Source organism: Leyella stercorea (assembly GCF_019052365.1).
In the GTDB taxonomy this organism is placed as follows: domain Bacteria; phylum Bacteroidota; class Bacteroidia; order Bacteroidales; family Bacteroidaceae; genus Prevotella.
This window is the reverse complement of sequence record NZ_JAHQUY010000083.1, coordinates 1-11,133: the sequence shown is the minus strand read 5'-3', so window position 1 is coordinate 11,133 and position 11,133 is coordinate 1. Positions and strand designations below refer to the sequence as shown.

Here is an 11,133-nt window from a genome sequence, read left to right as displayed (position 1 = left end):
GGGTTATTTGATTAATATTTAACTGGTCCCGATTTTAACGGGACACTAATGATTTAATAAATTAGAAACTATGGTAAATAAGACTCTGCTTTACGATACAAACTTTAATGAGAATATATAATATGGAATCTTCTATACAACAATATAAACAGGCTGTTAGTGTCATAAAGGATGCTATATTATACAGTCAGTACCGAGCTGCAAAATTGGTAACAGGTGAACAGTTGTCGCTCTATTTTGGCATCGGTGGATATGTGTCCGCACATTCACGCCAAGAAGCATGGGGTACTTCTGTTATTGATCGTATCAGTGAACAGTTACGTCGTGAACTTCCTGGTCTTCGTGGATTCTCTTCGCAGAACATTCGTAATATGCGTACTTTCTACGAATATTGGATGCAATATATAATTTGCTCGCCAATGGCGAGCAAATTACAAATAGCTGTAAATAAATATGTTATCGATGTTGACAATTTCTCTTTGCAAAAATGGTCGCCCATGGCGAGCGAAATCAATCGTGAGGAATTTTTAGGTATCAGTTTTTCACATCACATGGAAATTCTTCATAAGACGAAAGATCTTCATGAAATACTTTTCTACATACATCAGACCGTTCTCCATAAATGGGACAAATACGATTTGCGTGATCGTCTAAAGGAAGGACTATATCAAAAACAGGGCGCTGCGGCAAACAATTTCCTGCAGACCATGCCGGTTAACGATGCTCGTAAAGCTGTTGGCATGTTCAAGGATGAGTATCTGCTCGACTACATTAATATCGATGAAATGGAAGTTGACAAGCCTGAAGATATTGATGAAAGGGTTATAGAGAAAGCCATTGTCCGTAACATCAAACAATTTATTATGACTTTCGGACGTGACTTCGCTTACATAGGCAATCAATACCATTTGGAAATATTCGGAGAAGAATTATTTCCTGACTTGCTCTTTCTCAATCGCGAATTGAATTGTATGGTTGTAGTTGAACTAAAGAAGGGAGCTTTCAAACCTGCCTATATAGGTCAGTTGCAAACGTACATGAAAGTACTTGATGATAAGGTGCGTAAACCCCATGAGAACCCGACTATTGGTATTCTTCTTTGTAAGAGTGCCAATAAGGCTTTCGTTGAGTATGTTATCCGTGACTACACCAATCCAATGGGTGTCGCAACATATAAGACAGCAGAAGATATGAGTGAGGAGTTGAGAAAGGCTTTGCCTGATATGGACGAGATGCGAAAGTTGCTCATTAATGAAAGTGATACTGATAAGTAAATGATCTAAATTATTTGCAAATATCGCCTCAAATTAGAGAAAGGCTATCATAATGGCCCTACTCATAGTTTTCGTATCAGATGCAAATCCATATTGCTGAAGTCAGAAGGTAAATCAGCTCCCAAAATAGCAGAAATGCTTGAGGTGACTGTAGCTACTGTCTACACATGGATAAAACGTTATGAAGAAAATGGCATCAAAGGCTTGGAGACACGTCCTGGTCAGGGGCGAAAGGCTATTATGGATTGTTCTGATGAAGAAGCTATCCGCAAGGCAATTGAGGAAGACCGTCAGAGTGTGTCCAAAGCACGTGAGGCATGGCAGAATGCGACTGGTAAAGAAGCCAGTGACATTACCTTCAAACGTTTTTTAGAAACATTGGTGCAAGATATAAGCGTGTAAGAAAACGCCCAAGGGGCTTTACCACAAAAGAGTCCATCAACGTAGACAAGATTGTGGACTATCTTGATAGATTCTCTTTCAATGTCACGAAGAAGACTGTAATTGTCTTGGACAATGCTTCTGTTCATAGAAATCGGAAAGTGAAAGAACTGAGGAAAATTTGGGAGAAAAAAGGATTGTTCCTCTTCTATCTTCCACCTTATTCTCCAGAACTTAATCCTGCCGAGATTCTTTGGCGTATACTTAAAGGTAAATGGATAAGACCGATAGATTACGAAACTACGGACTCGCTTTTCTATTGTACAAACAGGGCCTTGGCGTCTGTGGGTACGAACTTATTCGTGAATTATTCATATTTATAAAATTGATTTTGAACAGTTACTTATGAAGTATATTATAACATTTACAATGTGTTTGTTCTTGATGTGCTCTTGTGACAATCATGATTTTGAACTATCTGAAAAAGAACAAGTTTTTTACATCAACCAAATGCTGCATTTTTCCATTGAGCCATGGGACAGCCTTAGCAAAGCATATACTTATGACTTTTTCCTACGAAACCCGAAACCATGCAAGGAAGTTGACACCATTTATTTAGAAAGGAAGATTCCAAATAAATTTAAAGTAATTGAATCTTCTTCATACACACGAGAATATAATCGCGATCCTTCATTCATAAAATTATTGCCAAATACACAATATATAGTAGCACATACTGGAATGGGCGCCAGAGTAAATATTTTCAAATATTATTATACTGACCCTTTTGGTAAATTACATGCTAATGATTCACTGAATGAACATATTAACGTGGACTCCATCCGAATCCGCCTTAATAGATAAAACCTTTGTCTTGCGCCCAACCAACGTAGGACAAGGGCTTTTCCTTTGTGGGCAGCAGCCATCGGCATCATCTCCTGTTACGCTTCGCTTCATCTGCACCTTTTTTGGTGAAAACAATCTGAATCAAAAGAAGATCTTCTCGAACACCGTACCGACGGTACCGATGCCTTCGACACGCTCTACATCGGCTGCGAAAAGTTCCCACAGCACGATTTATACCCAATTGCGATTGGTGGAGTAAGATAATTGCTCGTTTTTGCAGAAAATAAGGAGAAACTCTGTATCTTTGTCGCAATAAAACCTACTTTATGGAACAACTATTATTCATCGTATTGGCAGTTGTCATCATTTTCGCCTTGTTGTATAAGTGGAAAAAGCGGACAGAGAAAAAGATGGGCAACGATTTGAACGCTCTCATTGAAGCTAATGACTGGCGAGGAGTGTGTCGTATTTTACGCAAGCAACTGATTGTTTGGGGACTTGTGCTTGTGTTGTGTATTGGATTATTGGTGGCTCGAATAATGAGTGGCGGACAATTCTATACACCTATAATTGTTTGTGCTTTCTTGGCATGGAGATTCTTCAAGTTGGTAAACCTTTACATGATTTCGTACAAGAACATGAAAGTAGTGGAGGTAGAGAGTGAAGACAATATACCGCCTTTGCCTTCCATTGAGTGGCTTCTTCAAGGTTGTAAAGTTACCCATGTAGATGTACCTTCGCCAGAGATTAAGCAGTTGTGGCTTGATGCTTACGAGAGAGGCAAGCAAGAAGGCTTTAGCCCGGTTCTGTTGGCTGTAGACAGTTGTTTTTTCGAATCACTTGATGACAGTTCTGAATGGTATGATGAAACCAAGCGTCAGGACTGGCAATCTAAAATGTTGGCATCAAACTTAAACGATGGAGCTTCTATCCTGCATGAAAGAATGGAACAGGTAAAGGAAGAATACAGCGATGCAGAATGGAAGAATGATGTTGTTGGTACAGATGAGGATATTGAGCCTATCAATGATTTAGAAATTGTAGAAGGCACGGATCTCTATCTTGTTGAAGTTCCCGTGAAAGAACCATGGAAAGTATTTGCGTATGTTCCGTTTGGTGACTGGAATGAATGTCCGAAAGCTGAAGAACACATGGCAATAGCCAAATATTGGTATGAGAAACATGGTGCGTGTGCAGCATATATTTCAAATGATGTTGTTGAGTATTATCTGCCCAGTTCAGTGATGGGTGATACAATGCCTATTGCAGAGGAACATTTGGGATATAGTGCGGATATTTTACAAGGAAACAATCTTGCATCCCTTTCTTCTCAACTTAAAAAATCCACAATATGGTATTTCTGGTGGGATTGATTTATTGAAGCGGAATACTGCCTAATCACCCTTTCATATACGCCTTTGTCTTGCGCCCAACGCAGGATGAAGGCTTTTCTTTTTTTTCAGCGGTATGCTCCGCCTTCAGCACCTCCTTCGCTTCGCTCTCCGCACCTTTGGCTTTTGCAATCTCTCAGGCGTGAGAGTCAATAACGAAAGGTAGCCAATCCCGATTTTCAAAGGAGTAAGGCGTGGCGCACCGCCTTTCCTGCACTTTGTGCATCTTTCCTATGCTGTTATCTTTGTGGCTTGCTCCACCGTCCCATGCAATGTCTGTGGACGAATTGGCTTTTATTTCGCCACCAAAATGACAAGTATTCATATTTGCCTTTTTTCATCCGTTCCACACTCTCATTAGTGAATGAACTCCGATACTGCTGATGTTCATTTTTGTAGCCACAAGCACATCCGCCTTTCTGCTTGCCTTAAAGATAGGTATCTGTCTGCCACGATTTCATCATGGAAGATGTAGCCATCCCATCCTATGATGACAACAGAGATTGCACAATTCATATCACCAGTCTTCTTCTTTTATTATTCCGGAGTAATATTCTGAAGTGGTGTTCTTTGTACCAAATCATTTTATTTGTTCGACGTGAAGCACTTACCAAATGTAATGCTTATGATTTTTCCTTTGCAAAGTTAGCGCAAGCGGCATTCTGAAAGGGTCGCGCTCCACGCTTATCCTAAGATTTTTTCAAAAGTTTTTGGGGCAGGTTTGCCTCATTCCAAAATCTTTCAAGCCCTGAAGGATGAAATAATCTTGGCTATCCCTTGCATTAAAATGCCTTCTCCTTGCTGCTCCTTGTATGCACGTAAAAATTACAAAAGCACTTCGGTGCTTCACTTTTAAGTCGAACAAATAAAATTTTAAAGATTATGGTACACACCACTTTTAATTCAGAATATCACTTCGGTAAAAGAAGTTCAAGACAGGTTGAATTGTCAAGCAATCTCTATCAGGTTGTCATCAATGGAGAGGATGGCGAGTATATCGAATATGAAATCGAGGCGGACAGTCATTCTGAGGCAAGCGCCAAGGCGGAAGCACTCGCAGCTGACAGTTTTATAGACATCAGCTATATCGAAGTTTATCTCATTCACTAATCAGATTGTTTCACTCTTAAAATAAGAAAGTTATGAATACTTCAAATGTCATTTTAGCAGCTAAAGCCAATTCCGGCAAGTCCACAAACAATGTATGGGTCGTTTACACAAGCGATAACAGCTCAGACAAGATGTATTGCACAAGTGCATACAAGGCTATGCGCCTCGCCTTCCTCCTCAAAAAGAGGTTGGGATTGAACATCTCTGATAATTGCCTCGCACGCCTCTCGCAAGAGATTGCAAAAGCCAAGGGAGCCACAGCTCCCACGGCGCAGGAGGTGCAGAAGCCGGAGCCAGCTCCAGTAGAGGAAAAGCCTAAGAAGAAAAGAGGTCGCAAGCCAAAGGCTGAAAAGGCTGCTTAGGCAGTCTTCCACTTCCGCCCGGCTCGAAGGAGTCGGGCTTTCTTCTGTCGCTTCTGCAAGATCGTAACAAGTCCGCACTTGCCTACACTCCATACTAAAGCCCTTTGTCCTTCGAGCCGTGCAGAGCAACGCTGCGATTAGGTCTTTTCTTATACAGGCAAAGCCTGTTATCTTTGAAAACAAAAAGGTCATGCTGAAAATCAATTATAATCCTTCTCTCTACGTCTTCACTTGCAACATCCCATCGGAGATAGAAATATCTACTGATGCTGCTTCGGTATATGTCACTATCGCATGTGGTCCTGACACTATCTTTGAAACTACGCTTTACCCTTACAACAACATCGCCATGCTCTATTATGCTCGCTCCATCATCGAGGGGCACATGCTGGATAAGCAGCGTGTCTTCGCTAACTTTGTCATCACGGCGGACACAAAGACTGAAGAGACGACCACGCCAGAACGCCATTTCATTTACTCTCGTCTGAGCCTCGCCACAAATGCCATGGGCTTCGTACAGCTGTTCTTCCTCACCACACGCTCGATGTTCACCATTCCACGCAATTCGTTTCAGACTCTTTCGGCGTTTTATTTGCCTGATGTCACGCTGCAGGGCTACACCGAGTGCCTGGCTCTCTTCGATGGCGAGTCTACACCTCGCATGGTGCGCATCGAGGATGCTAAAGTGGACACCAAGAACACCACCTTGATACGTGACATTATAAGTCCTATTGCTATAGAAACCCGTATCGGCAGCAAGTGCCGACTGCTCCAGTTCACCGTTCATCGTGGCTTTCTTGCCAAGACATTCTATGTCACTGACCGCACGCCGAACCTCACGCTACTCGTGCGCAATGAGTTCAACTGCGATGAATACATACATCTCACTTGCGTCACCAAGAGCAAGCTCGACCTCGACCGTTCCACTGCCACCTCGCTCGGTGTTACCACCTTCTATGATGACAAGTCCGCCTACGAGTATGACGTGGAGTCCTCGATGCTTACCTTCGAGGAAGCCAAGCACTTCTCCCAGCTCCTCCTTTCTCGCTATGTCAACATCGTTGAGAAAGGTGGTGCCCTGGCACCCATCACCATCACTGACATAAACAGTGAAATCTCCGATGCCGACAACGCCACGAACAGCATCAAGTTCAAGTACAAATATAGCAGCCATCATTTCCCAATCACCATCGACTACGGCAACAACATCTTCGATGATCCTTTCTACCGCACCTTCGATTAATCCACATCGCTATGCAATCCATCCACATCACCACACTCCGCAAAATACTCTCCAGTCCCGAACCCATCGACATCCGTCTATGGACTCGCAGCGGTGAAATCCAGTCCTGGCACCGCTGCATCTCCCTCAAATATGACTTCTACAAAGGCACAAGACGAATGAAGCTGCTGGACTCTAACGAAATCCGGCAGCTTCGAGATGTGTGTATATTTGAGGTGAATGGAATTGAAGTGTATATGTAGTGTGTCACAAAAAGTATCTTTTTTTGTGACAAAATCAACATTTGTGTTTGCATGGCTGATATTGTATATTTGGGGTTTTATAGAATATGTATCGGGCATTTTTTAGTTAAAAATTGATACTTTTCTAAGCCTTTTCTTTGTTTTGTCACAAAAAGTTGCTATTTTTGTGACGAAATTAAGGTTAGACATGGAAAGTATAGCTCATAAAATTGAAAACAGGATAAAGGGATTTGGTAGGGGAAAGATTTTCTTTGCCGATGACTTTCTTGATTTTGGCTCTTCTGATGCTATCCGACAGACTTTGCTTAGGCTTACAAAAAGCGGGTTAATTATTCGTGTGGCACAGGGCATTTACTGTTATCCCGAAATTGACGAAACTTTGGGATTGGGGGTGATTTATCCTACTGACATACAAATTGCTGAAGCCTTGGCTGAACGCTCTCATTCCAAAATTGTCCCCACTGGCGACTATGCGCTGAATGTTCTTGGACTTTCTACACAGGTTCCGTTGAATAGTGTTTTCCTCACAAATGGAAAGTCGCGCAGAATATCAGTGTCAGGGAATAGATCTATCACATTTAAGAATACGGCTCCACGCAACTTGGCTTTTACGAACCGACTTGCCATGTTGGTTAATTCTGCTCTAAAGTCGATAAAGAACGTCAATGTTACTACTAAACAGACGGATCATATTTACTACTTATTGAGACAGGAGAAGAAAGAAGATGTGCTTGTCGACTTGAAACTGATGCCTGTATGGATTAGAAAAATTGTACAAAACGCTTATGAATAAATTCTTTGAACTTTCGTTTGACGACCAACGACGTGTGCTTCAACAAGCATCTGCACGATGTGGGTTGCCTCCACAGGCTATAGAGAAGGACTTGTGGGTTTCTAATATTCTGCAAATCGTTTTCGACTTGCCTTTTGCTGATAAACTCATCTTCAAAGGTGGCACATCTTTGAGCAAGGTCTGGCATCTTATTGAGCGTTTCTCTGAAGACATTGATTTGGCTGTCGACCGCTCTTTGTTTGGGTTAGAGGGCGACTTGACGAAGAAGCAGATAAAGAAACTGCGCAAGGCTTCTTCTCTATTTGTCAAAGACACGTTTTGCCCGGCATTGCAGGAGGCTGTCGAGAAATATGGTTTGCAGGACTTTTGCAAAATCGAGTCTGAGCCAGACGGTGAGGGCGATAGCACATATCCAGAACCGAGAAAGTTTTTCGTGAGGTATAAGAGTGCTTGGGCTGAGCCGTCTGAATACCTTTCGCCAATAGTGATGTTGGAGATTGGAGCAAGGTCTTTGCTGGAGCCAAACGAGCAAACACATATCAACAGTATGGTCGAGGGCGTGTTTCCTACCATACAGACAACAATTGTCGATAGCAAGGTGGCAACGGCTCTTGCAAGCAAGACTTTCCTTGAAAAGGTATTCCTCTTGCACGAGTTGTTTTCCGTAGAGGGACGTGGTGTCATTGCCGACCGCAAGTCAAGACATCTTTATGACCTCTCTCGTATGATGAACAAAGACTTTGCTTTGGCTGCCATAAAGGATGATGAACTGTGGGAATCCATTCGTCATCATCGCGAGATATTCACAAGCATTAGTGGTATGGACTACACCCCAGACATCCGTCGTCGCATCGTTCTCGTTCCTCGTGAGGATATACGCAGCGCATGGGAGGCTGACTATAAAAGTATGTGCTCTTCCATGATTTTCGGAGAGAAACCTTCTTTCATTGAACTCATTGAGAATATGAAAGTGCTTGAAGATAGATTCCACAGGTTTTGAAATGTGACAAGAAATGAAAAAATGCAATAATTCATGCAATATATTCAAAATCTACCGTTTATTTTAAGTAGTACAATTAAACGTAAAATGAAAAAGACTTTAAACCTTTTATTCCTGCTACTTGCAGTTTTTGCTGTTTCAAGTTGCAGCAGCGATGATGACGAGAAAAAAGATTCCGTCAAGGAGATAACAATATATGTTTCTTCTGAAACGGGTGAAAGTTACGGATTTAACTCTACCCCAGAGGAATGTATGCTTGTAAAGTTTGATAATCCAAATGGCGAATGGGAACATCTTGGTCTATATCGTATCGAGGGTTTCACTTATGTAAAAGGGCATGAGTATGAATTGCGGGTAAAGATGACTACACTTGCCAATCCTCCAGCTGACGGCTATAGCCACAAATATTTGCTCGTCAAAATTGTTCAAGACAAGCTCGTCAAAGAGACGGGAACTCCAACCGACAATAGTGTAAAGTCAGAAAGCGACATTGAGTATCAGGAGCTGTGCCCGTACAACAAATACGAAACAGAAGACAACTATATCGTAGATGGCGAAGGAAATATCTATAAAGGCAATGGGTTGCCAAAGCCTTCTTATGAACATAGCAGGATATACGTAGAAAATGTTCTGGATAAAGGCGATGACAACTGGGTCAAATTCAATAGCATCCCATATCAGGCGTATCGCTCATACGTCATTTCTCCGCTGACAGACGATATAAGGTTGGTGTACAATGAGGATGGCGGCCCGTTGTTTAAGGATGTAATACCGGAAAGCGAATTTGAGTATATTACAAAAAAGATGAACTCAGGCGAGAAACTACAGTATTTTCTCATCTTGACCAATGTATACAAAAAAGGACTCCAGAAATTGAAATTTACAATTACGAAACAATAAAACGCTGTTTGTACGAATAATGTGCCATAACAAATAAGTGATTATGAAAAAGCGTTTCCTCATACCAATCGCTTTTCTGATGGTTACGACATTATCTGCCCAGCCATTGGCTTCAAGCAGATGTGCTGATGTCTTCCAAAAGGATGCACTTATAACTGTCGCAAGGAGTGTCGCCAATACCTTTGGTCCTGCATACGTTCCGTTTTTCAAAGGTGCTGAAATATCTGAAATGCGGATTTTCCAAAAGGACGACTATGGTGACAATCATCGCAAAATAAGAAAACAGTTTGGGAAAGCGTATTATGAAGTGGTTTTTACTTATGACAGCACGGCTGTCAGATTTGCATTTGACTATGCTGCCAAGGTCAGGATATGGAAAGATACTGGCGAACCATTGGATGTGATTTTTGGCAATGGCATGGGAAGAAACTTTCTCTTTAAAAGTTTCAGAAAACAAACAAGACAAAACAAAAAGAGAAAGAAAGCAACGGCACATCCGATAGAGCAAGTCCCTTTGCAAACAGAGAAGACACCTGAAAACATTTGGAAGATAAAAATCGAATGAAACTGCTGGATTAAGACAAATATCTACAGTTTTCAATGCGAATCCCTACTTACTGCCAAGCCATCTTTTCACATTCATTATGGCTCTGTTCTGTTCGCCTCCGGTGTGGTCTTTCACAATCTTTCTGCTATCTTCTTGCACAGCTTCATAAAGAACCAACAGATGAAAATTTGATGGCTCAATAAGTTGTTCCATGATAAGCGGTATTATCTGTTTCCCCATGGATTTCAAATAGTGGAACTCGGGTAACTTTGAATACGAATATGTATTTGAGCTCAAAAGCATTTCACGATTATGGGTTATTGCGTAATTCCATTTGTAAAGCAAAAAGGAGAAGCATGTTTTTATGCTATCAGGGGCTTGTGCAGCCAGTTCCTTGACTTTGTGCTTTTCCTCCGTTGTCAATGTTGGCGTGTCAAATTTAGTAGATGTAGCCATCTCGTTCATTCTATGATCTAACAAGTTCGGACTCGTTATCAAAAACCATTGATTGCTTTCCCAATATTGATACTCTCCTTGTTTTTGTTCTTCGCCCTCAAAAGTTACCTTGGCTTCTCCATCAAGGAATGGAGTGGCATAAGAAAAAACAGGTGGTATTACGATAACGCCACAAGTGTCGGCAAACCCCACTTTGCCATTTTCCCCAATAATTCTAAACAAGCCATCACTAACGCAGTCTGGACCATTGTCTATCTTATATACCTCAAACAACTCCTTTCCATGGTTGTCTATACCGATGATTTTACCTTTTCTATTACCTACAAAACCGATGGACGTGATAGTGTCTGTAAACGCTATTGTGTATTTCTTGCTCTTCACTATTGTTTTCCCATCAGAGTTTTTGTAACAGATGTGTTTCTCATTATCGCATTTATAAATAGATTGTGCGTCTACTCTCTGAAAGTGTATCAGAAATAGAAGAATGAGGGTTGTAAAAAGAGCGATTGAGAGAATAGGTGATATTATCTTTTTCATTTTGTCTAAAATTATTAGTTAATCATATATTAAACCCAGATGGTTTAATGG

Annotated in this window: 13 protein-coding genes; 12 read left to right on the top strand and 1 reads right to left on the bottom strand. The window is 41.4% G+C overall.

Annotated features, from left to right (window positions below):
• Nucleotides 1-122: 122 nt before the first annotated feature.
• The 12 genes from KTQ90_RS11565 (at nucleotide 123) to KTQ90_RS11510 (ending at nucleotide 10,107) form a co-directional block, all read left to right on the top strand.
• Entirely contained in the window at nucleotides 123-1,274 is a 1,152-nt protein-coding gene (locus KTQ90_RS11565) for a PDDEXK nuclease domain-containing protein (RefSeq protein WP_217318571.1), read from the top strand.
• A gap of 9 nt (nucleotides 1,275-1,283) precedes the next feature.
• Nucleotides 1,284-1,676 (top strand): helix-turn-helix domain-containing protein, encoded by a 393-nt coding sequence (locus KTQ90_RS11560; RefSeq protein WP_217318573.1) that lies wholly within the window; start codon nucleotides 1,284-1,286, stop codon nucleotides 1,674-1,676.
• Between the two features lie 53 nt (nucleotides 1,677-1,729).
• Nucleotides 1,730-2,038: a transposase gene (locus KTQ90_RS11555; protein ID WP_407936618.1), complete on the top strand. Its 309-nt coding sequence runs from the start codon at nucleotides 1,730-1,732 to the stop codon at nucleotides 2,036-2,038.
• Nucleotides 2,039-2,060: 22 nt separating this feature from the next.
• A complete protein-coding gene (locus tag KTQ90_RS11550) occupies nucleotides 2,061-2,519 on the top strand; it encodes a hypothetical protein (protein ID WP_217318570.1) in 459 nt (152 codons plus the stop codon).
• 308 nt (nucleotides 2,520-2,827) lie between these two features.
• On the top strand, nucleotides 2,828-3,874 hold the full coding sequence (locus tag KTQ90_RS11545) for a DUF4253 domain-containing protein (protein WP_217318569.1): 1,047 nt from the start codon (nucleotides 2,828-2,830) through the stop codon (nucleotides 3,872-3,874).
• Nucleotides 3,875-4,837: 963 nt separating this feature from the next.
• On the top strand, nucleotides 4,838-5,002 hold the full coding sequence (locus KTQ90_RS11540; RefSeq protein ID WP_217318568.1) for a hypothetical protein: 165 nt from the start codon (nucleotides 4,838-4,840) through the stop codon (nucleotides 5,000-5,002).
• 32 nt (nucleotides 5,003-5,034) lie between these two features.
• Nucleotides 5,035-5,364 carry a hypothetical protein gene (locus KTQ90_RS11535; RefSeq protein ID WP_094881998.1) on the top strand — a complete coding sequence of 110 codons (330 nt, stop codon included), beginning with the start codon at nucleotides 5,035-5,037 and terminating at the stop codon, nucleotides 5,362-5,364.
• Between the two features lie 190 nt (nucleotides 5,365-5,554).
• Nucleotides 5,555-6,607 carry a hypothetical protein gene (locus tag KTQ90_RS11530; RefSeq protein WP_217318567.1) on the top strand — a complete coding sequence of 351 codons (1,053 nt, stop codon included), beginning with the start codon at nucleotides 5,555-5,557 and terminating at the stop codon, nucleotides 6,605-6,607.
• A 429-nt stretch (nucleotides 6,608-7,036) separates the two neighbouring features.
• On the top strand, nucleotides 7,037-7,642 hold the full coding sequence (locus tag KTQ90_RS11525) for a DUF6088 family protein (protein WP_217318566.1): 606 nt from the start codon (nucleotides 7,037-7,039) through the stop codon (nucleotides 7,640-7,642).
• Nucleotides 7,635-8,642, top strand: coding sequence for a nucleotidyl transferase AbiEii/AbiGii toxin family protein (locus KTQ90_RS11520; protein WP_217318565.1), 1,008 nt, complete (start codon nucleotides 7,635-7,637; stop codon nucleotides 8,640-8,642). The genes KTQ90_RS11525 and KTQ90_RS11520 overlap by 8 nt, the downstream gene beginning before the upstream one ends.
• Before the next feature lie 87 nt (nucleotides 8,643-8,729).
• Entirely contained in the window at nucleotides 8,730-9,542 is an 813-nt protein-coding gene (locus KTQ90_RS11515; protein WP_254359717.1) for a DUF4377 domain-containing protein, read from the top strand.
• Between the two features lie 43 nt (nucleotides 9,543-9,585).
• Nucleotides 9,586-10,107, top strand: coding sequence for a hypothetical protein (locus KTQ90_RS11510; RefSeq protein WP_217318563.1), 522 nt, complete (start codon nucleotides 9,586-9,588; stop codon nucleotides 10,105-10,107).
• 45 nt (nucleotides 10,108-10,152) lie between these two features.
• Here KTQ90_RS11510 and KTQ90_RS11505 read toward each other — a convergent pair whose 3' ends face one another.
• The gene (locus tag KTQ90_RS11505; protein ID WP_217318562.1) at nucleotides 10,153-11,082 is read right to left on the bottom strand and encodes a hypothetical protein; all 930 of its coding nucleotides are present in this window, start codon (nucleotides 11,080-11,082) and stop codon (nucleotides 10,153-10,155) included.
• Nucleotides 11,083-11,133 lie beyond the last annotated feature (51 nt).